Genomic DNA, 25847 nt, shown 5'->3' with positions numbered 1-25847 from the left:
TCGGACCGGGACCGGCTGGTGTGGAGGTCCTGGACGGCGGGCAGGGGCGTGACCGCCGAGGTGCACGGACGCGGACGGCGTATGATGGCTGATCCGCTGTCGCTCCCGCCCCAGGGGCCCCGTTCCCTGGCCGTACCGCGCGGCGGCCTGGTTTCGCTCGTACTCACGGAAGGACCGCGATGAAGGTCGGCATCACCGACGTCGCAGCCCGGGCTCAGGTCAGCGAGGCCACCGTCAGCCGGGTGATCAACCGGCGGCAGGGGGTGTCGAAGAAGACCCGCGAGGCCGTCGAGCAGGCGATGGCCGAGCTCGGCTACGAGCGTCAGACGCAGGGGCAACTGGTCGTCCGTGGTGACCGAGTTCGTGTCGAACCCGTTCTTCGCGGACGTCGCCGAGCGGATCGAGTCGGCGCTCGCCCCGCACGGCCTGAAGACGGTGCTCTGCCCGGTCTTCCCCGGCGGCGTGCAGGAGCTGGACTTCCTCAGCTCGCTCGTGGACAAGGGCATCGCGGCCGTCGTCTTCCTCTCCGCCTCCAACACCGTGGAGGGCGGCGGACACCGACGGCTACGAGCTGCTGCGGCAGCGCCGCGTGCCGTACGTGGGCATCAACGGCGAGTTCGCGGACGGGGTGCCCGCCCCGGTCTTCTCCACCGACGACGCCCTCGCCGCCGAGCTGGCCGTGGACCATCTGCACCGGCTCGGCCACCGCCGGATCGGCATGGCCTCGGGTCCCTCGGGCAACCGGCCCGCGGACCGGCGGGTACGGGGCTTCGTGGCGGCCATGGCCCGGCGCGGCATCGACGACGCGGAGCGCTGGGTGGTCCGCCAGTCCTACAGCGTGGAGGGCGGCCAGTCGGCGGCCACCTCGCTGGTCGGCCTGGGCGCCACCGGGATCGTCGCGGCCAGCGACTTCATGGCGCTGGGCGCGGTCCGCGGGATCCGCCGGCTGGGCCTCTCGGTGCCCGGCGACGTGTCGGTGGTGGGCTACGACGGGTCGACCGTCACCGAGTTCACCGACCCGGCCCTCACCACGGTCCGCCAGCCCGCCGACCGCCTCGCCCTGGAGGTGGGGCCGCGGCGTGCTGGCCCTGGTCAGCAACCGGGAGGTCCCCACGGGCGAGCTCCTGTTCGACCCGGAGCTGGTGATCAGGGCCTCCACGGGGCCCGCCCCCGCGTGACTCCGGACGGGGCGGGCGGCCCTCGGGCGCGCGCCCCGTTTGCCCGGCCCGTCCGGTGGTGCGGTAATGGGAACGCCATGTCCCCTCCGCCCCACCAGTGACGCGGGAGCAGCCATGACCGACGGTCCCCAGCCCATCAGCCCCGAAGCCCGGCGCGCCCTGGAGCGGGAACTCGCGGAGCTGCGCGCCGACCGCGCGAAGGTGGCGGCGACGCTGCGGTCCGAGGACCCGGTGGGCGACCGGGCGGACGAGGCCGACGAGCTGCAGCGGGCCGACGACGTCGCCCGCCTGGACGAGCGGATCGGCGCGATCGAGGGGCGGCTGCGCGAGGGCGCCGTCGCCGGACCGCCGCCGGCCGACGCGGTGGGCGTGGGCAGCACCGTCACCGTGCGCTTCGCGGACGGCGCGGAGTCCACCGTCCACGTGGGCGAGCTGGCCGAGGCCCCCGACCTGGACCTGGTGACCGCCGACAGCCCCCTGGGGCGGGCGCTGCTGGGGCGCCACGCGGGCGACACCGTCACGTACCGGACGCCGGAGGGCACCACCACGGCGACGGTGGTGTCCCTCAGCTCGTGACGAGGCTCGCCACCAGGTTGATCGTGGTCGCGAGGATGCTCGCGCCGAACACGTACGACAGCAGGCAGTGCCGCAGCACCACCGCGCGGATCGCCTGGCTGGAGACGTCGTTGTCGGACACCTGGTAGGTCATGCCGAGGTTGTAGCTGAAGTAGAGGAAGTCGCTGAACCGCGGCGGCTCCTCGGAGTGGAAGTCGATCCCGCCGCCGGGCTCCCCGTAGAACATGTCCGCGTAACGGGTCGCGTACATCAGGTGGAGCGCCGCCCAGGCCATGAAGACGCCGGCGAGCGCGGTCGCCGCGGCGGCGTGCCCCGTGCCGGGGTCGGCTCCCAGGAGCAGCAGCACGATGGCGACGAGGCCGCACAGCGCGGCGGAGACCACCACGATCTCGGCCAGGAGCGGCCGGAAGTCCTCCCGGCCGACGTTGCGGCGGGTGGCGGCGGCGTCCATCGGCCAGAGCACGGCCCAGCCGGTGACGACGAAGACCGACTCCCCGGCGGCGATCCCGGACAGGGTGCCCAGCGACACCCGGGTCAGCACGCCCACGAGCAGGCCGACGAGCACGCCGACGACGGCCGAGCCCACCAGCCGGGGGACCGCGGCCAGCGGCAGCAGCTCGCGCGTCACGGGCTCAGTGCCGGAGGACGACGACGGCCTCGTCCGTGTAGGTCAGGAAGGTCAGCGTCTCCTGGAAGTACAGCTCGACGCCGTGCGCGTCGTGGGACGTGTAGCCGATCGCCACGTCCTGGCCGAGCCGCAGCTCGAAGTCGCCGCCCCGGGTGGACAGGACGAACGCGCCGCTGAGCGCCGGCGCCCACAGCGGCGGGCCGTCCAGCATCCGGGCCAGGTGCGCGGCGATGGGGTAGCCGTGGTCGGAGGTCTCGCTGACGGCGCTGTACTCGTCGGCGCCGAGCAGCAGCGCGTACGGGCCGTCGACGCCGGCGAGCCGCAGCGAGGTCAGGGCGCGGCTGACCGCGTCCGGGTAGTCGCGCGGCTCGGCGGGCAGGCTGAGCACCGGGTTCGAGCTGCGGTTCCGCAGCCCGTCGATGCCCGCGGCCGGGTAGCCGTCGAAGACGGCCCGGTCCTCGGCGAAGGCCATGGCCCGCGCCGCGTCCTTCACCGGCTGCCAGTCGGAGTCGCTCGAGCCGCGCTCGACGTCGTCCACGGCGGCCCTGCTGACGGTGAACGGCACCCGCAGTTCGACGAGCGGCTTCGCCTCGCGCAGCCGGGCCGTCACCCCGGGGGCGGGCGGGTCGATGCCGGTGAGGTGTCCGGTGCCGACGGCGGCGAGGCCGGGGCCCGCGGGGTCGGGCACGTCGACGACCCGGCGGCCCGCGACGTGGCGCCGGAAGGTGCGCCGGGCCTCCTCCTCGATCTGCTCCCAGGCGGCCTGGGTGACGGGGGCGAGTTCGCGGTGCAGGTTGGTGGTGCCGGCCGGGTCGGCGGAAGCCGTCATGACGGGTCACGCTCCTTTCATGCTGCCGATGCCGAGGGTGCCGCCGGGGGCCGTACGCACGACCGAGGGGGCCGGGGTGGTCGCGGCGGCGGACCCGGCCGTCGCCGTGGCCGCCGCGGTCGGCGGGTCCGGCAGGTCGTCGAGGAAGTCGGCGCTCGGCACGTGGAAGAGGCAGCCCGTCACGGCCGTCGAGAAGTCGAGGATGCGGTCGGTGGTGCCGGGCGGGTCGCCGAGGAACATGTGGGAGAGCATCAGCTCGGTCACGGCGGGGGTCCGGGCGTAGCCGATGAAGTACGTGCCGAACTCGCCGCTGCCGACGTTCCCGAACGGCATGTTGGCGCGCAGGATCTGCCGCTCGGTGCCGTCCTCGTCGGTGATGGTGTTGAGCGCGACGTGGGAGTCGGGCGGCTTCACGTCGTCGGGGAGCTCGACGTTGTCCGCCTTGTGGCGGCCGATCACGCGTTCCTGCTCGTCGACGGTGAGCCCCTGCCAGGCCGTCATGTCGTGCAGGTACTTCTGCACGATCACGTAGCTGCCGCCCCGGAATCCGGGGTCCTCGTCGCCGACGAGGACGGCCCCGGCCGCGACCCCCGCCCTCGGGGTTCTCGCTGCCGTCGACGAATCCCAGCAGGTCACGCTCGTCGAAGTAGCGGAAGCCGTGCACCTCGTCGACGACGGTCACGGCACCCGCGAGGCTCCGCGCGATCAGCCGGGCCAGCTCGAAGCAGAGGTCCATGCGCTGGGCGCGTACGTGGAAGAGCAGGTCCCCGGGCGTGGCGGGGGCCCGGTGCCGGAGGCCCTCCAGGGGGGACGAAGGGGTGCAGCTCGCGCGGGAGGGGCCCGTCGAAGAGGCGGCCCCAGACCGTGGCGCCGATGCCGACCACGCAGCTGAGCGCCCCCTCGGGCTCGCGGAAGCCCACGGAGCGGACCAGGCCGGCGAACCCGTCCAGCGCGTCGCGCACCGCGGCCTCGCCGCCGGGGTTCACGGTGGCCACCAGGAACACGGCGGCCTTCGAGGGAGGGGCGAGGACGGGCTGCGGGGTGACCACGTGACTCCCGGAGGAACGAGAATGCTAATAAAAGGAATGAAACGGACATAGGGTCCGGGCCCAGCGTAGCCGGGCCCGGATCCACCCGCAGTCCGGAGCCACCGGTCCGGCGAGGGCCGGCCGCTCCCGCGCGCACCGCCGCCGACGCACCCCGCGCTCAGCGCACCCCCGCCCGCTCGGCCGACTCGTCGAGGAAGCCGCCCGACTGGTGCTGCCACAGCCGGGCGTAGGCCCCGGCCGCCTCCAGGAGCTCCTGGTGCGAGCCCTGCTCGACGATCCGGCCGCGGTCCAGGACGACGAGCCGGTCCATGTGCGCGACCGTGCTGAGCCGGTGGGCCACCACGAAGGCCGTGCGCCCCTCCATCAGGCGCCACAGGGCGTCCTGGACGAGGACCTCGCTCTCCGAGTCCAGCGCGCTCGTCGCCTCGTCCAGGAGCAGGATGGGCGCGTCGCGCAGGATCGCGCGGGCCAGGGCGACCCGCTGGCGCTGCCCGCCGGAGAGCTTCACGCCGCGCTCGCCCACCATGGTGCCGAAGCCCTCCGGCAGGGCGTCGGCGAACTCCGTGACGTGCGCCGCCTCGGCGGCCCGCCGGATCTCGGCCTCGGTGGCGTCCGGACGGGCGAACGCGATGTTCTCCCGCAGGGTGCGGTGGAACATCGCCGGGTCCTGCGGGACGTACGCCATCAGCCCGCGCAGGTCGGACTGGCGCATCCGGCTGATGTCCTGGCCGCCGATGAGGATCCGGCCGGCGTCGATGTCGTTCATCCGCAGCAGCAGCCGGGTGAGCGTGGTCTTCCCCCCGCCGGACCGGCCGACGAGGCCGATCTTCGCCCCGCTCGGGACGGCCAGGTCGAGCCCGTCGAAGAGCGGGTCCCCGCCCGAGTGGGCGAAGGTCACCCGCTCGAAGCGCACGTCGGCGCCCTCCGTGCGGAGCGGCTCCGGCGCCTCCGGGTCGCGCACGACCGGCGGCGCCAGGAGCAGTTCGGTGAACTGAGCGGCCTCCGTCATCGAGCTCTCCAGACGGCGGTAGATCTGGTTGAACTCGAACATGATCCGGGTGGCGTTGGAGTAGTACGTGAAGGCCACGACGACCGCCTCCACCCCGTGGTCGCCCGCACCGAGCGACAGCGCGAGCACCAGGCCCAGCACGTTGGTCAGCACCGACAGCGGCGCGACGAGCGTGTCGATGCGCAGGTTGCCGAAGTCCCAGGAGCGCAGGGTGAGCCGCCGCGACTCGGCGACGCGGGACCGGTGCTCGGCGGCCTCGCGCCCCTCGGCGGCGAAGGCCCGTACGGTGTCCATGTTCATCAGGCTGTCGGCGACGTGCCCCGACACCCGGGCGATCGCCTCCTCGCGGTCCCGGACCAGGGCCTGGCGGCGGCGGATGAGGGGCCGGACGCAGACGGCGGTGAAAGCGATCATCACCAGGAGTCCGACGACGAGCAGCGGCTCGTACGTCCACAGCACCACCGAGGCGAAGACCAGCGGTACGAAGCTGCCGAACACCGAGAAGGTGAGGGTGTCGACGAACTCCTCGAAGCGGGAGGCGAAGCTCAGCACCCGCTTGGTCAGCGACCCGGCGAAGTTGTCGTGGAAGAAGGCGGCGTCCTTGGCGAACAGCTCGTCCATGCCGAGGACGTAGAGGTGCTCGATGCCGAGGGCGTCGAGGCGGTTCAGGCAGTGCAGCCCGAGCCGCCACAGCGTCTCGGCGAGCAGCAGCACCCCGGCGAAGCCGAGGACGTACGGCAGCACCGGGCCGACTCCCCCGCCGGCCCCTCCGGCGAGCCGGCCGACCAGCTTCGCGACGAGCAGCGGCGCGAGGTAGTGGATGCCGATGTTGCCCAGCGCCGGGAGCAGCATCGCGGGCACGGTCAGGCGTGTGAGCCGGGCCAGCTCCCGTGCGTAGAAGCGGAGCGCCAGGAGCACCGGGCCCCTGGCGGGCGGATCCTGGGGTGCGCCGGCCGGCGCACCTCCGGGTGATTCAGACGTAACCATCCCAACCCTGCTTTGTCGGACCTGATTGGACAGGTTGGGGAGTGTTCCGCGCGGGCGCCCTCGCCGTCCACGGGTTTTCCCGCGTCACGGAAAAGGACTTGACAGCTCGTCAGGTCGCCACGGCCCCGTTTCCCGCCGTCCGTCGGCGTCGCGCGTACGCCACCGTCAACACGGCCAGCAGCGGACCCCACAGCACCAGTGGCGAGTAGCAGACATAGAACGAGGCCGCCTCCCAGCCGCCCGCCTCGCTCGGGAAGTCCCCGGGCAGTGCGTCGCCCCGGATGGTGGTTCCCAGGATCTGGGTGGCGGGGGTCAGCAGCGTCCACAGGAACGTGAGGAGCACCGCGCCGGTCGCCGCCGGGACCACCGCGGCACCCGTCGGGACCCGCAGGCCGCGCAGGACGGGGATCCAGCGCGGGAACACCTCGCCCCAGCGCGCGATCAGGCCGAACGCGGTGAAGGCGAGCGCCTCGGACAGGACCGACAGGAAGACCACGTACAACCGTTCCCCGGCGCCGATCCCCCGGTCGAAGGCGGCCGGAAGCCGCCACAGGCTCGACGGCAGCACCGCGAGCACCACTCCGTACGCGGCCAGTCGGGCCCCCCGGGACACCCCGGCGACGGGCTCGTGCGCGGCCCGCCAGGCGGCCCGGATCCGTCCGGGCCGCGCGGCGGCTTCCTCGGTGTGCGGGGGCGGCTGCATCGGGTTTCCCTCCGTCGCGACGGGCCCGGCCGGCCCGTACGCCCCGACGATCGCGCACGGGACACCGGGCCCGGATCGCCCCGCGGACGGAACCGGCTCCCCCGGGCGGCCGAGGCGGGGTGCGCCCCGGGGCGTACGGGCCCCGCGCCGCACGCCGGACCGGCCCGAGGAGCCGGCCCGCCCCGGCTCACGGCCGGACGGCCGTCAGGGTCCCCCGGACAGGGCCGTCGGGCCGCAGGTTGGCGCCGAAGACGGCGCCCCGGGGCGGGGTGGTCAGCCGCGGCCGGTACGCGGGGAGCAGCAGGCGCAGCAGCGTGAGCATCTCCTGGAGGGCGAAGTGCTGGCCGAGGCAGGCGCGCGCGCCGATGCCGAAGGGCTGGAAGGCGGCCGGGTGCTGCGGGCGCCGCCCGTCCGGGAGGAAGCGCGCGGGGTCGAAGCGCTCGGGGTCCGGCCACAGCTCCGGGCTGCGGTGGGTGAGGTAGGGGCAGGTCAGGACGCTGGTGCCGGCGGGGATCGGCAGCCCGTCGAGGACGTCGTCGCGGGCCGCGTGCCGGGGGACGAGCCAGACGGCCGGGTACAGCCGGAGCGTCTCCTGGACGAGCGCGCCCAGCAGCGCGTCCCGTCCGGCGGGATCCGCGGCCGCCTCGTACCCGGTCAGGAAGCGGTCGTGGACCTCGGGGTGGCGGTCGAGGAGGACGAAGAGCCAGCACAGGGTCTGGGCGGTGGTCTCGTGTCCCGCCACGAGGAGCGTGACGAGTTCGTCGCGGATGAGCCGGTCGGTGTACTCGGCCCGCGTCTCGGCGGTGTCCAGGAGCAGGTCGAGCAGGTGCGGCGCCCCCTCGGGGCGCGCCTCCGCGCGCCGGGCGCGGGCCAGGCCGATGACGCGGTGGGCGGTGGTGTCGATCTGCCGCAGCGCGTCGTCGACGGCGAGCGCGGGGTCGGGCCGGGCCCCGGCGAGCGTGGGCAGGGAGGCGACCACCGCGTCGACGGCCTCCAGTTCGCGCTCGGTCACCTCGTCGAGGGGGGTGCCGGTGAGGGTGCGCCAGATGGTGTCGAGCGCGAAGAACCGCATGTCCCGCCCGAGGTCGACGGACGTGCCGGTGTCGGCGGCCGTCTCCCAGCGGGCCGCGATCCGCTCGGCCGCCGCCGTGATGTGGTGGGCCCAGCGCCGCGTCCCGGCCACGGTGAACCGGGCCTGGAACAGCTTGCGCTGGCGCTTCCAGGCGTCGCCCGACGCGGAGATCAGCCCGTCACCCAGGAGGGGGCGTGCGCGGTGCCCGTGCTTGACGTAGACGTCCGGGCGCTTGGCGAGGATCTGCTGCGTCTGGTCGGGGCCGGTCGCCAGCACGAACGGCCGGTCGCCGATGCGGAGCTCGGTCAGCGGCCCGGCCTGCGCCGCCGCCCGCAGCAGCTCGACGACCCCGGCCGCGGAAGACGGGGCCGCCGGGACCGCCGGGACCCCCGACGGCTGCGGTGGCGGCGGCGCGGTGGGGCCGGGGACGGGGGCGCCGGACGCGACGGAGGGGCCGGACGCGGGGGATTCCGTACCCGATGGCGCGGTGGAGGGGGACATGGCTTCCTTCTGGTCTCTGGTGCGGCGGGAACGGCGCGGGCCCCCGCCGGTCAGTCGTCGAGGGCGCGGCACAGGTCGTCGAGGGCGGACCGCCACAGCCGCGGCAGCTGGTCGAGCCCGGGCGTCGGCCGGTCGGTGCGGAAGGTGACGTGGAGCTGCCCGCGGTACGAGGTCCAGGCGATGAACAGGCGCTGGCCGGGCACCAGGACCGGGATCGGGTACGCCTGGCGCACGGGGGTCCCGGCGAACTCCAGGACCCGCCGCAGCCTCACGTCGGCGACGCTCAGCGCCGCGGTGCGCGGGTCGATGGCGCGCCGCAGGGCGAGCCGGTCGAGCACGGGCCAGCGGGCGCGGAGCCGGTGCGCGCGGCGCCCGCGGCCGACCAGCCGGTCCCCCGGCACCCCGCGGACCAGGCGCCGCAGTCGCAGCAGCGGATCGCGCTCGTCGACGGGGAGTTCGACGCTGAGCACGCCGACCTGGTTGCCGATCGGCCGGACGGGCGTCGCCGGCCGCCGCAGGCTGATGCCGAGGTTGGCGCGCAGCGGCGCGGTGCCGGCGAGCGGGGCCCACTGCCGTGCCGTGGCGGTCGCCAGGGCGAGGCAGAGCTGGTGGAGCGAGGCCCCGGCGGCTCGGGCGGTGCGGAACAGCTCGGCGGTGTCGACGCGGACGGTGACGAGGCACCCCGGGACGGGCTCCGGCTCCGCGAGCGGCGGGGCCGCCGCGCCCCCGGGGTCGGCGTCGCCGAACGGCACGGGGGCGGCCCCGGGCGCCGGTCCGAACAGCGCCTCCACGGCGGCCATCGCGGCGAGGCCGTCCTGGAAGGCGTGGTGGACCCGGTAGCAGAGCGCGTACCCCTCCGCCCCGGGCTCGCGCGACCGGACCAGCCAGACCCCCCAGAGCGGCCGGTCCTCGGGCAGCGGCCGCCCGAGCACGGCCGCCAGGTCGGCGTCGGCCGCGCGGCCGGGACGGGCGGGCCGCACCTCCTCGTACACGTGCCGGGCGACGTCGAAGTCGGGGTCCCGGGCCCAGTAGGGGCGCCTCCCCGTCAGTCCGTAGGGCCGGTACGTGAGTTCCGGCACGCGCCCGATCCGCGCGGCCAGATGGTCCACGAGCTCCCGCGGACCGGGCGGCGGCCCGGCCAGGCGGAGCACGGCGCCCAGGACCATGTCGCCGCCGTGCCGGGCCAGTTCGAGGGTGATCCGGTCCCGGTCGGTCAGCGCCACCCGGGGCGGCACGGCGACGCCGCCACGCGGCGCGGGGACGTGGGGGCGCGTCGCGCTGATGCGGGCGGTCATGCGGCGGCGAGGACGAGGGCCACGTTGTGGCCGCCGAAGCCGACGGAGAGCGAGAGCGCGGTGTCGAGGCGCGCCGAACGGCCCGCGCCGGACACGTCGACCTCGATGCCCGGTCCGGGCGCGGTGAGGTTGGCGGTCGGCGGCACGACCCCCTTCTGGAGCGAGAGCGTCGCGAGGGCGGCCTCCACCGCGCCCGCCGCGCCCATCAGGTGCCCGGTGACCCCCTTGGTGGAGGTGACGGACGGCTGATGGGGGAACGCCCGGGCCAGCGCGGCGCTTTCGATCGCATCACCGCGGGGTGTACCGGTGCCGTGCGCGTTGACGTGCTGGATGTCGCGCCGCCGCAGACCGGCGTTGCGCAGCGCGTCGTCGAGGGCGGCGGCGATGCCCGTGCCCCCCGGGTGGGGGGCGACGGCGTGGTGCGCGTCGGAGGCCGACCCGTGCCCGACGATCCGCGCCCTGACCCTGGCGCCGCGGGCCGTGGCGTGCTCCGGCCGCTCCAGGACGAGGAAGCCGGCCCCCTCGGCGATGAGGAAGCCGTCCCGCTGCGCGTCGAACGGCCGGGAGGCGCCCAGCGGGTCCTCGTAGCGGCGCGACAGGGCTCCCAGCCGGTCGAAGCCCCGCAGGTGGTACGGGGTGAGGCCGGCCTCCGTGCCGCCGACGAGGACCACGTCGCAGCGGTCCAGGGCCAGCAGGTCGCAGGCCATGGCCAGGGCGGTCGCGCCGGAGGCGCAGGCCGTGTTGACGACGGCGGTGGTGCCGCGCGCGCCGAAGGCCATCGACACCAGCGCGGCGGGCGAGTTGGCGAGGCTGCTGGGCAGCGCCAGCGGCGGTACGTCCTCGGGAGCGCTGTCCAGCAGGGGCAGATAGCGCTCGTACGTCTCCGCCCCCGCCGTTCCCGAACCGACCAGGACGGCGACGCGGGACCCGTCCCACTCCGCCGGGTCGAGGCCCGCGTCGTCCAGCGCCTCGCGCGCGGCCAGCAGGGCGAACTGGCCCGCCCGGTCGGGCTTCCAGCGCCGGGCCTCGCCCAGCCGCGCGGTGTCGAACTCCGGTACCCGGCCGACCACGAACGTGCCGTGCGCGTCCCGGTGGAGGGCGGCGGCCGGCTCCCCGGCGCACACCCGGCGCCAGGTGTCCTCCAGGCCGTCCCCCGCGGGGGTCAGCAGTCCGACCCCGGTGATGGCGGCGTCGGTCACCGCTCCGCTCCCGCGCGCTGCCGGACGGCCGCGGCCACGTCGGCCAGCGTGGCCGCGGAGAGGATCTCCTCCTCGGGGATCCTGATGCCCTTCTCCTGGCGCAGGACGAGGGCGAGTTCGGCCGCGAACAGCGAGTCCAGTCCGGCCTCGTCCCGCAGCGCGTCCGGGTTCAACTGCTCGGGCGGCATTCCCATGCCGATGAGGGTGCTCTTGAGCTCGTCGAAGGTCATGGCGCTCCTGGGTCGTGCCTGGATCGTGCGGGCGGGCGGGGGCCGCCGTACGGCCCCGCGGTGCAAAGCCACCGGATATTACCGTGCGAACGCACTCGATTACGTACGGTAGTCTCCCTCGGCGGGAGGGTCACCGGTACAGGAGGGGCAGGCGTGACGGCGCACGAAACGGTGGACTACGTCGACGCGGACGACCGTCGGGTGACGCGCGGCCCCCGCGGCGGGGCCGCGGCCCGGGGACTCTACTACCGGGTGGCGGCGACCGTCTGCGCGGACGCCGCCGGACGCATCCTGGTGTACCGCCGGTCGGCGCGGGCCGCGGTCTACCCGGCCCACCACGACATCCTGATCGGCGGCTGCCCACGGGCCGGCGAGGGCTACGCGGAGGCCGCGGCCCGGGAACTGCGCGAGGAGTTGGGCATCCGGGCCGCACCGCGCCCGGTGCTCCACGAGCCCCGCCCGTCCCCGGTCGGACGCTGCTGGCTCGCGGTGCACGTGGCGGTGGTCGAGGCCCCGCCGGACGTCGACCCGCGGGAGATCGCGGACCACTTCTTCGCCCCGCCGCAGGACCTCCTCGACCACCCGCCGGCCCCCTTCGTGCCGGAGGGCCGCAGGATCCTGGCCCGCCTGCTGGCGCACGGCCTCCTGCCACCCCTCACCCCCTCCCGCCCGTCCCCCACCACCCGTCCGACGTGAGAAGGACACCGTGAACGCATCACCGACGCCCACGGCCACCACCACCACGGAGCCCGCGACCGCCGTCGTCCGCTGCCGAACCCGGCTGGCCCGAAGGGTCGTTGCCGCGGTCGGCCCCGACGGTCTGCTGCCCGCCCCGTGCGAGAGCCGGGTCCTGGAGTCCGCCCTCGCCCTCGCGCTCCTGACGGAGGAGCGGGCCGAGGCCGACGCGACCGCCCGCCTCACCGCGTACCTGCGCACCACGCTGCGGACCGCTCCGCCCGACCCCTTCCAGTGCGCCGTGGCGCGCGCGGTCCTGGGCGGCGCCGGTGAACGCGGTGAACGCGTAGGCGACGAGGGCGACATGGACGCGGGCACGGCGCTGGACGCCGGGCTCGACGGCTTCGACCACTTCACGGCCGGCCGCAAGCGGCTGATGTTCCGGACGGTGCTCGCCGCGCTCGGCGCGACCGGGTTCCCCGCCGTCCCCTGGGAGGCGTACGACACGCGGCCCCAACAGAGCTGGCTGCACATGGAGATGAAGGCGCTCAAGGTGCTCGCCGCCCACGGCACCGGCCACCCCGACGTCGTACGCGACGAGGACTGGCGGGCCCTGCTGCCCGCCCTCGAACCCGGTCCCGCGTGGGAGTGCAACAACCTGGCCCAGCTGCTCGCGCTGCTGGCGCTGCGCCACTCCCCACGCCATCGCCCGGCCCTCGGCGACGTCCTGAAGCACGTCGCGGGACGGCTCCGCCCGGACGGCGGGATGCCGTTCATCGACGGCATGACCGTCTTCACCACCGCGGCCGCCGGGCTCGCCCTGTCGCTGCTGCCCGCGCCCCCGGCGTGCGTGACCCCGATGGCCGACGCGCTCGCCCTGCGCCGCAACCCGGACGGGGGGTACGGCTTCCACTCGGGCGTCGCCCAGAGCGACGTCGACGACACCTGCTACGTCCTGGAGTTCCTGCGCCGTGCGGCACCCGACCGGCACCGCACGGCCGTCGCCGAAGCCGAGGGGTACCTCCTCGCCCTCCGCAACCCGGACGGGGGCTTCCCCACCTTCGCCCGCGGGACGAGCTCCGAGATCGCGATGACCGCTGCGGCGGCGAGCGCGCTGGCCCACGATCCCGACCGGCGGGAGGAGGTGGACGAAGCCGTCCGGTACGTCGTCCGGCACCAGCGCCCCGACGGCACGTTCGAGCGCAGCTGGAGCCGCAACGCGACCAACGCGGTGTTCCGCGCGGTGCTGGCGCTGACCGGCGTCGCCGCGCACGGGGAGGAGCGCCGGTCACGGGCGCGCGCGGCCGAGCGGGCGCTCGCCCACCTCGCGGCCACCCAGAACGGGGACGGCGGCTGGGGCCACGCCGAGGCCGAGCCGAGCGACCCGATCAGCACGGCGTACGCGGTCATCGCCCTGGCCCGCGGCCCGCGCGCCCGCCCCGGCGGGCCCCTCGACCGGGCCCTGGCCTACCTGGTGGAGCGGCAGCACCCCGACGGCGGCTACCGCAGCCGCCCGGACCAGGCGGGTCCGAGGCCGCTGCTGTACGACGTACCGGCGCTGGCGGACGTCTTCGTCCTGCTGGCCCTGGCGCACGCCACCGCCACGCCCGACCCCGAAGGCTGCTCCCGATGACCGCCACCGCGCCGCCCCGCGCCCTCGTGCCGCGGCAGGCCCCGGGCGCCCTCCCCTTCCTGGGCCACGGCCTGGCGATGCAGCGCCGCCGACTGGACCTCCTGGAGCGGGTCCAGGGCCTGGACCGGGGCGGCCTGGTGGCGCTGCGCCTGGGGGCCCGGCGGATGCTGATGGCGACCGACCACCGGCTGGTCCGCGAGCTCCTGGTGCGGCAGGCGGACGACTTCGGCCCGAGCCCGCAGTACCGGCTGATGGAGCCGGTCACCGGCGGGGGCCTGCTGCTGTCCAAGGGCGCGTTCCACCGCCGCCAGCGCCGTCTCATCCGGCCGGCCTTCCGGCACTCCCGCGTGCGCCACTACGCGGACCTCATGACCGAGCTGTCCCGCGCCTGGGCGGACGGGCTGCGGGACGGGGGGACCGTGGCGGTCGACGAGGAGTTCGGGAACCTCGCGACCGCCATCGTGGTCCGCAGCCTGTTCGGCCGGGGCGTGACCGAGCGGGAGGCCGCGTCCGTGGTCGAGGCCATGACGGACGTGATGGCCTGGGTCGGCGCGCGCGGATCGGACCCGCTGCCGTTCCTGGCGAAGCTGCCCACCCGGGTCAACCGGCGCTTCGCCCGCGGTGCGCGCACGCTGCACACCCTGGTGGACACGGTCATCGCGCACCGCCACGAGCTGGTGGCGGACGCCCCGGACGACGTGCTGACCTGGCTGCTCGAGACGACCGACGCCGAGACCGGCGAGCGGATGTCGGACCGGCAGGTCCACGACGAGGTGATGACCCTTCTCACCGCCGGCGCCGAGACGACCTCGCGCAGCCTCTCCTGGTGCCTGTACCTGCTGGCCCGTCACCCCGAGGCCGAGGAGCGGCTGCACGCCGAGGTGGACTCGGTCCTCGCCGGCCGCGCCGCCGGCTTCGACGACCTGCCGAACCTCCCGTACACCCGGCGCGTCCTCACCGAGACCCTGCGCCTCTACCCGTCGGGCTACCTCCTCTCCCGCACCTCCGTCCGCGCCACCGCGCTCGGCCCCTACCCGCTCCCGGCCGGCACGACGGTCCTGTTCTCCCCGTACGCCCTCCACCGCGACCCCCGCCTCTTCCCGGCCCCGGACCGCTTCCTCCCCGACCGCTGGCTCCCCGACCGCGCGACGGAGGTCACCCCGGCCGCCTTCCTCCCCTTCGGCCTCGGCCAACACGGCTGCCTGGGCGAGGGCTTCGCCTGGACGGAGATGACCATCGCCCTGGCGACCCTCGCCGGGAGGTGGCGTCTGCGGCCGGTGTCCCCGGGGCCGGTGACGCCGACGCCGTTGTTCTCGCTGTCGTGCGGGCGGCTGGCGATGCGGGTGGAGCGGAGGGAGGCCGGCGGCGATGCCGGTCACGGGACCTCGTGAGTGGTCGCCCCTCACAGCACGAGGACTCCGCCCCGGGCTCCTGGCCCCGGGCGGAGTCTTCTGCGGGTGTGACCCGGCGTCAAAGGGCGCCGTCCGCGGTCTCGGCACGCAGGGCCCGCACCGCGCACTCCTCGACGACGCGGGCGAGGGCCCAGCAGGCCCCCGTGTCGAGCCGTCTGTACGTGGCCTCCGGACGGGCCTCCACGACGACGGCCGTCTCCTTCGGTCCGGTCGTGACGCGGACCTCCACGAGGACCGTCGTGTCCGACGGCCCTCGCAGGGTCAGGTCCAAGGTGCCGTGCCCGAAAGCGGTGACCTCCTTCACCCGCAGGAGGGGCTCCTTCTCGACCTCGTGCCGTACGCCGTCCGTCAGCTGGAAGGCGGTCCTGCCCTTGATGACGGGCACCCGCACGTCGCGGACCGAGGGCAGGGCCACGGCTCCGGGGCCGAGCGCGAGCCCGTACCGGCGAGCCGTGCGGGCGGCACCCACCGCTGTGCTGGCGGTCAGGACGAAGGCGAACGCGAAGGCGCCCGCCACACCCGCCGCCAGGGCCTGGGGAGCGGCGCCGATCCACGATGTGCCGTCGCCCAGGATCAGCGCGGCGGCCATGGCCGCCGCGAGTACCGTGCCGGTCGTCAGCGCGGGCAGGGCCAGCCGGCGGACGACCGCCAGGCAGTAGCCGAGCATCGCATCGTTCCTTTCGCAGTGGGTTGAACCGTACGGCTGCCGGCGCCCGAGGGTTCTGCCACCCTCGGGCGCCTACCGCTGTGTTGCCGGTGGGGACCGGTGTCAGCCGCCCAGCTTCTTCCTGAAGTCGTCCCACGCCTTGATGGTCTTGCGGTCACCGTAGCCGCGGAACACACGGCCTCCGATCTTCTTGATGATCTTGCCGATCGATCCGGTGAACGCTCCGATCGCGGCTCCGATCAGAACGGCCTTGATCGCGCCACGCGTGGTGTACCCGTGGCCGTCCCTGTGCGTCCAGTAGTAGCGGGCGAAGCCGGTGATGCCACCGCCCACCGCCCCGCAGATGATCGGACCTGCGAACGGTGCGCAGACGGCGCCGACGATGGCTCCGATGGCCGCGGTGAAGACGCTGCACCAGAAGCCGCAGGAGCGGGGCTTGGCGGCCCTGCCGTCCAGGTCGTACGAGTTGATCGGGTCGGCCGGGTACACGTACGGGTTCGTGTTGCCGCCGTACACCGGGTCGACGCTCAGGAAGCGGCCGGTTTCCGGGTTGTACAGACGGACGCCCATCAGGGTCAGGCCGGTGACCGTCTCCGAGGACCGCTGCTTGCCGCCGAGCCAGTCGTACCGGGTGGCGGGCTGGCCGGTGCGGGGGTTCCCGTACTCGTCGCTGTCCAGGACCAGGGGGGCTTCGGCCGTGTCCAGCGGGAGCTGGAGGGCGACGTCCCCGTGGATGTTGGTCAGCTGGAGGACGGTGCCGCCGGCGTTGGCGGTGGTGGCGGCGAGGTCGCCGGAGGCCGAGCCGACGTTACGGGTGATGCTGCCGTCGGTGCTCTCGGTGATCCAGCGGGGGTTGTCGCCGTCGCCGTCGTAGTGGTTGACCTTGGCGGCGGTCTGGGTCCAGGTTCCGTCGGTGCTCTCTTCGACGATCCAGGAGCGGAAGCGCAGGCCCGCGTCGAGCTGCCAGGTCTGGCGCTGGCCGCCGGACGTCTGCCGGTAGGCCAGGTCGTTGGCGTAGTAGTCGATCTGGCTGCCGGGCAGCGCGGTGGTGCGTCCGAAGGCGTCGTAGACGTAACCCGTGTCGACGAGGCGGTCGGCGCTGTCGTAGGTGTGGGTGGTGGTGGTTCCTCCGGTGGTCGGGCAAGCGGCCCCGGCTGTCCCCTCGGTGGTGATGAGGGCGGTGCGGTTGGCCCGCTTGTCGAAGGCGTACGCGCGAGTGGTGCAGACGTCGCCGACGGTGTCGTTCACCCGGGTGAGGCGACCGGTGGCGTCGTAGGCGTAGTCCTGGTCGGACCAGCCGCTGTGGCGGACGGTCTGGCCGTGGGCGGAGTCCTCGACCGTGTCGGAGTAGACGACCTGGCCGTCGCTGTCGCGGGTGTAGACCCTGGAGAGGGTGGTGCCCACGGTGTCCTCACCGATCGTGAGGGTGTAGCCGCCGGGGAGCTTCTCCGAGGTCACGGAGCCGTCCGCGCCGTAGCGGGCCTCGAAGGCACCGGCGACCGAGTCGGTCGTCTTCGTGACCAGGCCGCGCGGCTCGATCGCGGTGTCGTAGGTGTAGGTGGTGGTGGACGGAGCCGAGTCGGTGGTCTTCACCGGACGGTCGAGCAGGTCGTACTCGGTCCTGGTCACGCCGCCGTCGGCGTCGGTGTAGGAGGTCTGACGGCCGAGCTTGTCGTACTCCTTGGTGATCGTGCCGCCCGTCGCCGAGGTCGCGCTGCGGGTCAGCCCGGTGGACGGGTCGTACTCGACGGTCGACCCCGACACCGCCTGTCCGAGCCCGCCGGTGAGGGTGGTCCCGGTCGGACGGCCGGCGGCGTCGTAGGCGTCGGTGGTGATGCGGGTGACGCCGTTGGCGGTCTCGGTGACCTTGGTCGGGTTGCCCCACCAGTCGTACTCGGTGGTGGTGGTCGGCAGCTGCGCCGGCTGGGAGCCGCCGCCGGTGATGTCGCCCGCCGGCCCGGTGGAGCAGACCTGGTCGGCCCACTCGGGGCGGCCCGCGCAGGCGCCGGTGCCGGTCGCCGTCCAGTAGGCGGTCACCCGGGTCGCGGCATCGGTACCGGTCGCTCCGGGCACCAGCTGCTTGGTGACGCGGCCCTGGCTGTCGTACTCGGCGGTCTCCGTGATGGCGAGACCGGACGGGTCCTTGACGGTCTTGACGGGGAGGCCCTTGGCCCAGTCGTAGAACGTCTGGGTCACGCGGGGGTCTGCCACGGTCGTGGTACCCAGCACCTGGGCACCCGTGGTGACCTTGGTGACCTGGTCCTCGACCGTCGCCGTGCCGTCCGTCGGGCGGCCCGTGTCGTACTCGTTGACGACCCGGGTACGGGCCACCGCCGAGTCACCGTTCAGGCTGATGCGGTCGAGCGGACCGAGCTTCTCCAGTTCACGGCTCCCCTGCGCGTCGAACACGGAGGTGGTGCTGAGGAGGTCTGCACGGTCCTGGGACGGCATGCCGTTGATGCCGAGGTCGGTGAGCCTCGCCTGGTCCGCCGCCGTCCCGCCGAGGGCGAGGGCCCGGTTGCCGGCCGCGAGCTCACGGACGGTGTTGCCGAACTGGTCGTACTCGATGGTGTCGATGTTCCCGCCCGGCGTCGCGGTGTTCACCCGGCGTCCGGAGGCGTTGGTGTACGTGACGGTGGCGCGGCGGTAGTCACCGGCGGTCAGTGCGCTGCCGGAGTGGGAGGACGGGACCACGTCGGCGGGGAACACCGCGGTCGCGTCCGTGGGAGCGTCCGTCTGGCCCCAGGCCCGCACGTCCGTGGCGCCCAGAGCGTAGGGGGCGTTGGCGCCGGAGAGCGGCACGTCGTAGACGACGCTCGTCGAGGCCGTGCCCGACTCGACGTCCTTGGTGCCCTGCTGCAGGCCGGAACGGGACGCCTTGAGGAGCATGCCGTCGCCGGCGACGGCGGCGTTGCCCGCCTTGCCGTAGGTGAAGGACCACGGCAGCTGCCCGGGCGGGGTCAGGCCGGTGATCCGGCCCGCGGAGTCGTAGGCGTACTGCTTCTTCAGCGCGGGCGTGATGAGCGGGTCGTACGCCTCGCGCAGTCGGCCCGTGGTGTCGTAGGCGTACTTCTGCACCGTCTTCACGGTCGCCGTGGCGGCGCCGGGCTCGGTGGACCAGCCGCGGATCTCCTTCACCTGGCCCGTGAAGTCACCGGAGACGGTGGCGGTCGCGGTGGTGGAGGTGGCGTAGACGAACTCCAGCGCCTGGCAGCCCTTGGTCGACGGCGTCGTCGTGCAGGTCGCCGCCGAGACGGCGGACGTCGGGGCGATGACCAGCTTCGGCCGCGCGAGCTTCTTCCCGTCCACGGTCACGGTCTCGGAGACGACCGTGGTGGTCGACTGGGTGCGGCCGTCCCGTGCGGAGGAGGCGATCTGCCAGGTCGTGGCCGACGCGTCCGCCTTGGTGAAGACGGTGGCGCTGCCCTCGGAGTTCTTGATGGTGAACGAACCGGTGAGCGAGCCGGTCAGCGTCATGTCCTCGGCACCCGGTTCCGGCTTCCACCCACCACCCGTGGTGGCGGTGAAGCCGAGTTCCCTGCCGTCGACGTCGACGACCGCGACCGAGGTCGGTGACGTCTTCCTCACGAACGCCCAGTCCGACTCGGTGATCGCGGCGACCGTGCCGGAGGTCCACTGCGGACCGAAGATCGCCGCCTGGCCCTCCTGCTTGCCGCCCGCGTCGGCGCGGCGCGAGGACGCCGTACGGGACACCGTCAGGCCGAAGAGCGAGACGTCGGTGTCGGACAGGGTGTAGTCACCGGTCAGCAGATTCACCGAACCCGGCCCGACGCCCTCGGCGGGGGCGGTGCCGGCATTGCGGTCGACGGTGATGTCCCCGGCCGGGGAGTAGGCGGTGGCGGTGCCGTCGGTGAAGGCGGCACGGACCTCGATCGGACCGTCCTCGGTCAGGCTGTCCGTGACGTTCCACGTCAGCCCGGCGGGCTTGCCGCCAGTGATGGCGAGAGGCCAGGCGGACACCGTGTCCGTGCCCTTGCGGACATCGGCGACCGGAACGTTCTTCCAGGTGTCGGTCTCGCCCCGGCGGTACTGGTAGGTGACGCCGGTGTACGAGGTCAGGCCCTCGGCCGACAGACCCACACGGCGCGCGGGGCGCTCGCCCTGGCCGGGGGTGAGGAGAGCGGCTCCGGAGCCGGCGTAGAAGACGTAGGCGGACTCGGCGGAGACGTTGCCCGCCGGGTCGACGGTACGCGCGGTGACCGTGTGCTTGCCCGCGGGGAAGGAGAGGGTCTTCGTGACCGCGGTGCCGGCGGTCGTGGTGGCCGACTGCCAGGTCGTGGCGCCGTCCAGCTTGTACTGGACCTCGGCGACGTCGCTGGCCGGGGGCTTGACGGTGAACGAGCCGGTGAACTTGCCGTTGGCGTCCGGGGTGCCCGACCAGGTGTTGGCCGGGAAGTCGCCCGAGGTGATGGTGCTGGCGGCCGGCTTGGTGGTGTCGACGGTGAAGTACACCGACGGCGTCCAGTTCGACCACGAGCTGCCGTCGTAGATGCGGCCCTTGTACCAGTAGGTCTTGCCGTTGACCAGCTTGCCCGCCGGGACCTGGTGGGAGACCGTCTTGCCCAGGACCGGGTCCTCGGTGCCGGTGTCGTACACCTCCAGGTTGGTGGTGCCCTCCCACACCTCCCACTTCTGGCGCAGGAAGTACGTCTCCGCGTCGCTCGCGGCGTACGAGAGGTCGGGCGTGGTGGTGGTGACCCAGTTCTTGCCGGCGTTCGTGCGGCCCGGCGTCGCGGTCATCGGGTTCCCGGCGACCGGGATCGTGTTGTACGTGACCGAGATGTACGGCGTGTTCGTCGCCGCGTTGCCGGAGTTGAAGCGCTTCCACGAGTACGGGTCGGACTCGTTGGTCGCCTTGATGCCCATCGAGTTGCTGCCGTTGCCGTTCGCGGCCCAGGCGACGGCGAGGTTCTTGATGTCCTGGCTGACCCAGCCGTCGGCGCAGGAGGACGAGAAGCCCTTCGTCGCGGTCGACGTGGCCCACTTGTTGGTGAAGCCGGGCTGGCTGGTCCACCGGCTGGCGGTCGAGGCGTGCGGGGTGTCCCACACCTCCCAGCTGGACGGCGTGCAGGACCAGGAGTGGAAGTTGAACAGGTTGAGCTTGGCGCCCAGGATCTGCTTGCCCGTGATGCCCGCCATCGGGAAGTGCAGGAACGAACGGGCGATCTGGCCGGAGCCGTTGTTGCCCAGCTTGAGCTCGGTCGACGTCGACTGGTCGGTCGTGTAGCCCTGCTGGACGAAGGTGTCGAAGCTGGCGCCGATGTTCACGGCGGGGTCGACCGTGACCGGGAACTTCGTCGCCGGGTCGGCCAGGAACTTCGCGTCCGGCGTCAGCGTCAGGTCCACCCGGCCGCCGCGCTGGGTGACCTTCAGACCCACGTCGGCGCGGCGGGTGTGCTCGCCCGACTTCGCGTCGACGGTCGCGTCCCACATCACCGGCGCCGGCAGCAGGCCGACCTGCTTGCCCGTCTTCGCGTCGAGGAACGTGACCGAACGGTCCGCGTTCGCCCGCGCCTTGACGCCCTTCGCGTTCAGCGTCAGGGTCACCGAGCCGTTCGCCGCCACAGCGGAACGATTCTTCAGCTCAAGGAACTGCTCGAAACCGGTCCGGGTCGACTCGATGACCAGGTCCGTCGCCGTCAGCGCGTCGACGTACCGCGCCGTCGTCCCCGACAGCTGCGGCTCCGGCAGCACGCCCCGCCACGACAGACCGAGTTCACGGCCCTCGCCCGCGGCCAGGGTCACCAGCGGAACCTCCGCCGTACCCGCCTCACCCGCCGCGCCCGAGGCGCGGACCTTCGCCGCCTGCGCGGCCGGCGTCTTCCCGCCCAGCCGCAGCCCCAGCGGATGCGACCTGGCCGCGACCACGCCGTCCCGCTTCGTCAGCGCGACGTCGATGTCCCGCCACTCGCCGGAGGCCCCGTCACGGAACCGGACCGGACCCGACGCACTGTCCGTCGTCACCGTCCCGTCCGGGTTCGCCCACGTCGTCGACGACTCCGTGCGCTCCGACTTCGCCTCCACCCGCTTGCCCGACAGCCGGGCCGCGACCTGCGCGGACGCCAGGTCCGCCGCCTCCGTCGGATACGCGGGCCGGTCGACAGCCGACTGCTCCTGCGAGGACAGCGCCACCGCCTGCCCCGTCGTCGCCACGACGACCGCGGCCTCGAAGGCCAACAGGCCGGCCACCGACAGGGCTATGCCGGGCAGCGCGCCACGGCGCAGCCGTCTCGCCCCCCCGCCCCGTCTGCCCGACAGGTTCACATGCTCGCTCACTGCTCGAATCCCTCCCCGGAAAACACGTCTTCACTTCACGCGCCAGGCGGCGGAGACCCAGGAGAGACGGCCGTCGACCGCGCCCCTTCCCCCGCGCCGACCTGCCGCTCCCCGTGCCTCCGCCCCGGCACCGAACGCGACGCTAGATGCCTGAGCGTGACCGGGCCGAGGGCCGTGGACGTCATCGGGGGGACTTCTCGCGCCAAGCGGATTGACGAACTCTTGTTCCGCGGCGTGATCATCGGGAACCCGCTGGCCTAAAGTCGCCGCTCGTGTCATCGCATACGTTTCCGGGGACCACGACGGCCGCGTTCACCCGCATCAACGCCAGAGCCGCCGACCGTCTCGGCGTCCCCAAGGACCGCTACGCCCACCTGCTGGGCATGGACCCCGTGCACCTGAACGGTGACCAGTACCGGCCCCCGGCGTCCACGAACATCCGCATCTGGGAGCTGATGGTCGCCAAGGCCCCCTGGACCGAGGTCGCCCAGCTGATGATGGAGCAGACGCGCTTCGGCCAGCTCGGAGTGTGGGACTACCTCCTCACCTCCGCGCCCACTCCGCTCGAAGGGCTCCGCGACGGCGCGGAGTTCCTCGCCGGCGTCGCGGACCCCGGCACCGAGACCATGCTCGTGAGCGAGGCCGACGGGGAGATCACCCTCAGCCACGTCAACGCCGCCGACCTGAGCTACGACGCCGCCTCGGCCATCCGCGCGTACGCACTCGGTCTCATCCGCCAACGGCTCAGTACGGCCCTGGGCAAGGAGCTGGTTCCCGTCCGGGTCGCCCTCGCCACCGAGGCGCCGCGTCGCCATGACGCCCTGCAGGCCCTCTACGCGACCCGGAACATAGAGTTCGAGCGCCCGGTCAGCTCCCTCACCTTCCACGCCGGCGACCTGCGGAGCCCGACGCCGCACTTCCAGCCGGGCCTGTCCGCCGTGCTGCGCAGCCACGCCGAGCAGTCCTTCGCCACCGCGATCCCCCTGCACGACTGGCTCGGCATGTTCCGCGCCGCGCTCAAGGACCTGGCCGGCGGCGAAGAGGCGACGCTGGCCGCGGCGGCGGCACGCCTGACCGTCAGCCCCCGCACGCTCCAGCGCCGTCTCGACGAGCACGGCACCACCTGGACGGCCGAGCTCGAAGCCGTACGCCGTGCGCGCATCACGGCGCTGCTGCGCACCACCGACCTGTCGGTCGACGCGATCGCCGACCGCAACGGCTACGCCGACGCCCGCGCCCTGCGCCGCGCGGTGCTCCGCTGGACCGGCCACACGCCCACCGCCCTGCGCCGGGCGGCCGGGCCCCACCCCGCGGTCCGGCGGGCGTGAAAGGATCCCCGGGTGACCGACCTGCGCATACGCCCCGCCACCGAGGCCGACCTGTCCACCCTCGTCCGCCTGCGTGACGACGCCGCCCGCTGGATGCTGGCCGGCGGCATCACCGGCCAGTGGCGGCCTGGGGAGCTGGACGAGGAGCACTTCCGCCGGATCATGGGGCGGGACGAGGTGTGGCTCGCGGAGAGCGCCGGGCACGTGGTCGGCGCCTGGGAGCTCTGGTGGCGGGACGAGGACGCCTGGGGCCCCCAGCCGCCCGTCGCCGGGTACGTGCACCGGCTCATGGTGGACCGGGTCACCGCCGCGCCGGGCACGGGGCGGCGGCTGCTTGCGGCCGCGGAGGACCGCGTGGCCGAGACCGGCCGGAGCCGCGTGCGCCTGGACTGCCTGGCCGGCAACGCCCCGCTCAACGCCTACTACCGGAAGGCCGGTTACCGCGTGGTGGGACACAAGGAGGGCAAGCCGCAACCGGGCGGGGCGCCCAAGTCCTTCACGCTGCTGGAGAAGGAGCTCCCCCAAGGGTGAACTTCCCTGCGCGGGAAGGCGATTCGCGCCTTGCGCGCCGCAGCGGGACAGTAGGGGGACCGCAGGGAGACCGCAGGACCTGCCCGCACTGTCGGACCGGGGGGCGGGGGAATCCGTCCGAGCGGTACGCCGCCGGGCCGGCCGGCGAGGGGCTGCGCGGGTCGGCCGTCCGGTTCACCTCACCTCGGGCGGCACGACCACGCGCGCGGTTCCGAGCGCGGTCGTCGTCGTCCCGACGTAGTCGGTGAGTCCGCCGTCGAGGCGGGTGATCGTCAGGTCGTCGGCGCGGCCTCCCGGGAGGCGGGATCCGACGGTCATCAGGCGGACCCCCGACGGTCCCGCGTCCCCGGGCGGCCGGAGCACGTGCTCGTCCCCCAGGGAGTCGGGGCCCGTGCCGGCGTAGAGGTCGAGCTCGCCGTCGGCGCGGCCGACCACCACGTCCCGGCGGCCCCGGCCGTCGAAGTCGCCGACGCCGACGGCCTCGACCTCCCGCCAGGAAGGGTCGGGGTTCCGAAGGGTGTGCTCGGTGCCGCATCCGTTCTCCCCGACGCCCGTGTACGCGGAGAGCTCGCCGTCCTTCCACACGACGAGGAGGTCGGCGGCGCGGCCGGAGGTGCCGAAGTCCCCGCCGGCGACATGGGCGGCGTCCGCCCAGACCGATCCGGCGGGGGCCAGCGTCCGCTCCCCGGTCAGCGGCTTTCCGGGCGAGACGTCGGGGTAGAGGGAGACCTCGCCGTCGGTCCAGACGACGAGGAGCTCGGAGCGGCCGCTGCCGTCGAAGTCGCCCCCGGTCATCGACCTGACGTGCTGCCACGTGTCGTTCGGCGGCTCGAGCCGCTCCTCGCCCGCGTACCCGCCGTTCCCGTCCCCCCGGAACAGGGTCACCTCGCCGTCGGCCCAGACCACGACGCTGTCGCCGCCGCTCCCGCCCGTGCTCCCGCCGCCGCTCCCGCCGAAGTCGCCGGACGCGATCTGACGGGCCTGCTGCCACGTCTCCCCGCCACCCGGGTGGTACGGGGGCTCCGTGCGCCGGGGTGTCCGGTCGTGGACGGCGTCGTCGTACAACCGGAACGTGGCCTCCTCCGCGGGCACGGCGAAGGAGACGCCGGGATCGTCGTCCGACGGGCCGCCCCCGTTCCACCCGCCGAGCACACCGACGACCTTGCCGGTCCGGGTCCGCGGATCGAAGTCGGCGATCCACGGACTGCCCGAGACGCCGCTGTAGAAACCGCCGCACTCCATACGCAGCTGCGCGTACCCCGGCAGGGGGGTGGTGGCCGCATCGCAGCGGATCGGCCGCCCGGTGGGGTTGTGCTCGGGGCCGGGGTATCCGATCACCGTGACGCGGCCGGTGTACGACGCGGGCCGGGCGAGCGTGTTCCCGCCGCCGACCGCGTCCTCGACCTGCTGGTGCCGTGCGTTGGGCTTCACCCGCAGGAACGCGGTGTCCAGACCGGACACGGGGACGCTCCTGCTGCCGGGCACGTAGGCGGGATGGACGAACCGGCGCTCGACCTCGAACACGCCGAAGGGCTGTTCCTCCGCCCGGCGGCCGTACCGGTACTGCGGCACGAAGGCGTACCGGGTGGCCTCCTCGGTCAGGCAGTGACCGGCGGTCACGACGAGGTTCCGGCCGGGGCTGCTGACCACGCTGCCGGTACAGGCGTAGGTGGTGTCGGAGGGCTCGTCGTAGGAGAAGAAGGTCCCCACGGAGGGGACTCCGTCGAACGGGGTGCCCTCCACGTCCGTCCGGGCCGCCCGCATGCCGTCGTCCGCCGTTCCGGACGCCGCCGCTCGTTCCGGCGGGCCGTCCCGGTCCTCAGGAAGGGGGCGGGCGCCGGCCATCCGGTCGGGCGTCCAGAACCCCTCCGCGGGCTCGTGCGCCGAGGACGCGTCCGCCGAGGCCTGCTGCCGTCCCGTCACCCGGGCCGGGGCCGGCGCGTACGGGCCGACAGGGAGCGCGACCATGCCCAGGGCGATCAGCACGATCGCGCTCCTTCGGGAAAACGTTCGGTCCACTGCACATCCTGCGGGTGAGGGAAATCGCC

Annotated in this window: 18 protein-coding genes and 2 pseudogenes; 8 read left to right on the top strand and 12 right to left on the bottom strand. The window is 74.0% G+C overall.

The genetic code is table 11. From position 1 onward, the window contains the following. Positions 1 to 179: 179 nt before the first annotated feature. From ABD981_RS09050 to ABD981_RS09040, 3 genes and pseudogenes are all read left to right on the top strand, one after another. A pseudogene (locus tag ABD981_RS09050) lies at positions 180 to 311 on the top strand (LacI family DNA-binding transcriptional regulator); the annotation flags it as partial. A 278-nt stretch (positions 312 to 589) separates the two neighbouring features. Then, entirely contained in the window at positions 590 to 1279 is a 690-nt protein-coding gene (locus tag ABD981_RS09045; RefSeq protein WP_345528647.1) for a substrate-binding domain-containing protein, read from the top strand. A gap of 13 nt (positions 1280 to 1292) precedes the next feature. Next, positions 1293 to 1754, top strand: coding sequence for a GreA/GreB family elongation factor (locus ABD981_RS09040; RefSeq protein WP_046909431.1), 462 nt, complete (start codon positions 1293 to 1295; stop codon positions 1752 to 1754). On the opposite strand, the gene ABD981_RS09035 is transcribed toward ABD981_RS09040, so the two are convergent. From ABD981_RS09035 to ABD981_RS08995, 9 genes and pseudogenes are all read right to left on the bottom strand, one after another. Next, positions 1744 to 2382, bottom strand: a complete 639-nt coding sequence (locus ABD981_RS09035) for a DUF1345 domain-containing protein (protein WP_046909432.1) — start codon at positions 2380 to 2382, stop codon at positions 1744 to 1746. The genes ABD981_RS09040 and ABD981_RS09035 overlap by 11 nt on opposite strands. A 4-nt stretch (positions 2383 to 2386) precedes the next feature. Continuing rightward, complete coding sequence (locus ABD981_RS09030) at positions 2387 to 3211, bottom strand: family 1 encapsulin nanocompartment shell protein (protein ID WP_046909433.1); 825 nt, start codon at positions 3209 to 3211, stop codon at positions 2387 to 2389. A gap of 6 nt (positions 3212 to 3217) precedes the next feature. Further along, positions 3218 to 4260, bottom strand: a pseudogene (locus ABD981_RS09025) (Dyp-type peroxidase). A 157-nt stretch (positions 4261 to 4417) separates the two neighbouring features. Further along, positions 4418 to 6256: an ABC transporter ATP-binding protein gene (locus ABD981_RS09020; RefSeq protein ID WP_123954725.1), complete on the bottom strand. Its 1839-nt coding sequence runs from the start codon at positions 6254 to 6256 to the stop codon at positions 4418 to 4420. 109 nt (positions 6257 to 6365) lie between these two features. Then, entirely contained in the window at positions 6366 to 6959 is a 594-nt protein-coding gene (locus tag ABD981_RS09015) for a hypothetical protein (protein ID WP_046909435.1), read from the bottom strand. Between the two features lie 187 nt (positions 6960 to 7146). Beyond that, complete coding sequence (locus ABD981_RS09010; RefSeq protein WP_123954726.1) at positions 7147 to 8532, bottom strand: cytochrome P450; 1386 nt, start codon at positions 8530 to 8532, stop codon at positions 7147 to 7149. A 50-nt stretch (positions 8533 to 8582) separates the two neighbouring features. Beyond that, entirely contained in the window at positions 8583 to 9827 is a 1245-nt protein-coding gene (locus tag ABD981_RS09005; RefSeq protein ID WP_123954727.1) for a wax ester/triacylglycerol synthase domain-containing protein, read from the bottom strand. Continuing rightward, positions 9824 to 11026 carry a beta-ketoacyl-[acyl-carrier-protein] synthase family protein gene (locus ABD981_RS09000; RefSeq protein WP_240495320.1) on the bottom strand — a complete coding sequence of 401 codons (1203 nt, stop codon included), beginning with the start codon at positions 11024 to 11026 and terminating at the stop codon, positions 9824 to 9826. The genes ABD981_RS09005 and ABD981_RS09000 overlap by 4 nt, the downstream gene beginning before the upstream one ends. Continuing rightward, a complete protein-coding gene (locus tag ABD981_RS08995; protein WP_046909436.1) occupies positions 11023 to 11256 on the bottom strand; it encodes an acyl carrier protein in 234 nt (77 codons plus the stop codon). The genes ABD981_RS09000 and ABD981_RS08995 overlap by 4 nt, the downstream gene beginning before the upstream one ends. Before the next feature lie 153 nt (positions 11257 to 11409). On the opposite strand from ABD981_RS08995, the gene ABD981_RS08990 reads away from it, so the two are divergent. Genes ABD981_RS08990 through ABD981_RS08980 form a run of 3 tightly spaced genes read left to right on the top strand, consistent with a single transcriptional unit; the run spans position 11410 to position 14955 of the window. After that, entirely contained in the window at positions 11410 to 11952 is a 543-nt protein-coding gene (locus ABD981_RS08990; RefSeq protein WP_046909437.1) for an NUDIX domain-containing protein, read from the top strand. A gap of 10 nt (positions 11953 to 11962) precedes the next feature. Continuing rightward, a complete protein-coding gene (locus tag ABD981_RS08985; protein ID WP_046909438.1) occupies positions 11963 to 13564 on the top strand; it encodes a prenyltransferase/squalene oxidase repeat-containing protein in 1602 nt (533 codons plus the stop codon). Then, positions 13561 to 14955, top strand: coding sequence for a cytochrome P450 (locus ABD981_RS08980; RefSeq protein ID WP_046909439.1), 1395 nt, complete (start codon positions 13561 to 13563; stop codon positions 14953 to 14955). Before ABD981_RS08985 ends, ABD981_RS08980 begins: the two co-directional genes overlap by 4 nt. A gap of 79 nt (positions 14956 to 15034) precedes the next feature. Here the strand turns inward: ABD981_RS08980 and ABD981_RS08975 are convergent, their stop codons facing one another. Next, the gene (locus ABD981_RS08975; protein WP_046909440.1) at positions 15035 to 15643 is read right to left on the bottom strand and encodes a hypothetical protein; all 609 of its coding nucleotides are present in this window, start codon (positions 15641 to 15643) and stop codon (positions 15035 to 15037) included. A 102-nt stretch (positions 15644 to 15745) separates the two neighbouring features. Beyond that, complete coding sequence (locus tag ABD981_RS08970) at positions 15746 to 21940, bottom strand: DNRLRE domain-containing protein (RefSeq protein WP_240495321.1); 6195 nt, start codon at positions 21938 to 21940, stop codon at positions 15746 to 15748. 272 nt (positions 21941 to 22212) lie between these two features. On the opposite strand from ABD981_RS08970, the gene ABD981_RS08965 reads away from it, so the two are divergent. After that, positions 22213 to 23268: an AraC family transcriptional regulator gene (locus tag ABD981_RS08965; RefSeq protein ID WP_123954728.1), complete on the top strand. Its 1056-nt coding sequence runs from the start codon at positions 22213 to 22215 to the stop codon at positions 23266 to 23268. 12 nt (positions 23269 to 23280) lie between these two features. Next, entirely contained in the window at positions 23281 to 23799 is a 519-nt protein-coding gene (locus ABD981_RS08960; RefSeq protein WP_046909441.1) for a GNAT family N-acetyltransferase, read from the top strand. A gap of 174 nt (positions 23800 to 23973) precedes the next feature. On the opposite strand, the gene ABD981_RS08955 is transcribed toward ABD981_RS08960, so the two are convergent. Then, on the bottom strand, positions 23974 to 25785 hold the full coding sequence (locus ABD981_RS08955; protein WP_123954729.1) for a trypsin-like serine peptidase: 1812 nt from the start codon (positions 25783 to 25785) through the stop codon (positions 23974 to 23976). Positions 25786 to 25847: the final 62 nt, after the last annotated feature.

This window comes from Streptomyces showdoensis, assembly GCF_039535475.1.
GTDB classification, from domain to species: domain Bacteria; phylum Actinomycetota; class Actinomycetes; order Streptomycetales; family Streptomycetaceae; genus Streptomyces; species Streptomyces showdoensis.
The sequence above is the reverse complement of the archived record's forward strand: the minus strand, read 5'-3'. Positions and strand labels throughout refer to the sequence as shown.